General features: G+C 70.8%; 1 pseudogene. It reads right to left on the bottom strand.

Features of this window, described 5'->3' with window-relative positions:
• Positions 1 to 496: pseudogene (locus WDV06_RS37110) on the bottom strand (methionine adenosyltransferase); the annotation flags it as partial.

Genomic DNA, 496 nt, shown 5'->3' with positions numbered 1-496 from the left:
CGATCTCGAAACGCCCCGTCGGGTTGACCAGCAGCCGGTAGCCCTCGGTGTCCAGCTTGATGCCGTCCTCCGCCAGCTGCTTCAGGACGTGCTCCACCACGTGCTCGCGGACGTCCGGGGTGAGCAGGCCGTTCAGGTCGATGTCCGCGGCGTGCTGCGTGGAGACGACCACGGTGTCGAGGCGGACCGCCCGGTTGCCGTCGTACTCGATGGTGACCTGGGTCTTGCCGTCCGGACGCAGGTAGGGGACCGTGCCCTCCTTGCGGACCTGGGTCAGGCGGCGGGAGAGCCGGTGCGCGAGGTGGATCGGCAGCGGCATCAGCTCAGGCGTCTCGTCGCAGGCGAAGCCGAACATCAGCCCCTGGTCGCCCGCACCCTGGCGGTCGAGCTCGTCGTCCTCGCCCTCCACCCGGGACTCGTAGGCCGTGTCGACGCCCTGCGCGATGTCCGGGGACTGCGCGCCGATGGACACCGAGACCCCGCAGGAGGCGCCGTC

The sequence above is a fragment of the Streptomyces racemochromogenes genome (assembly GCF_044129415.1).
GTDB classification, from domain to species: domain Bacteria; phylum Actinomycetota; class Actinomycetes; order Streptomycetales; family Streptomycetaceae; genus Streptomyces; species Streptomyces racemochromogenes_A.
The sequence above is the reverse complement of the archived record's forward strand: the minus strand, read 5'-3'. Positions and strand labels throughout refer to the sequence as shown.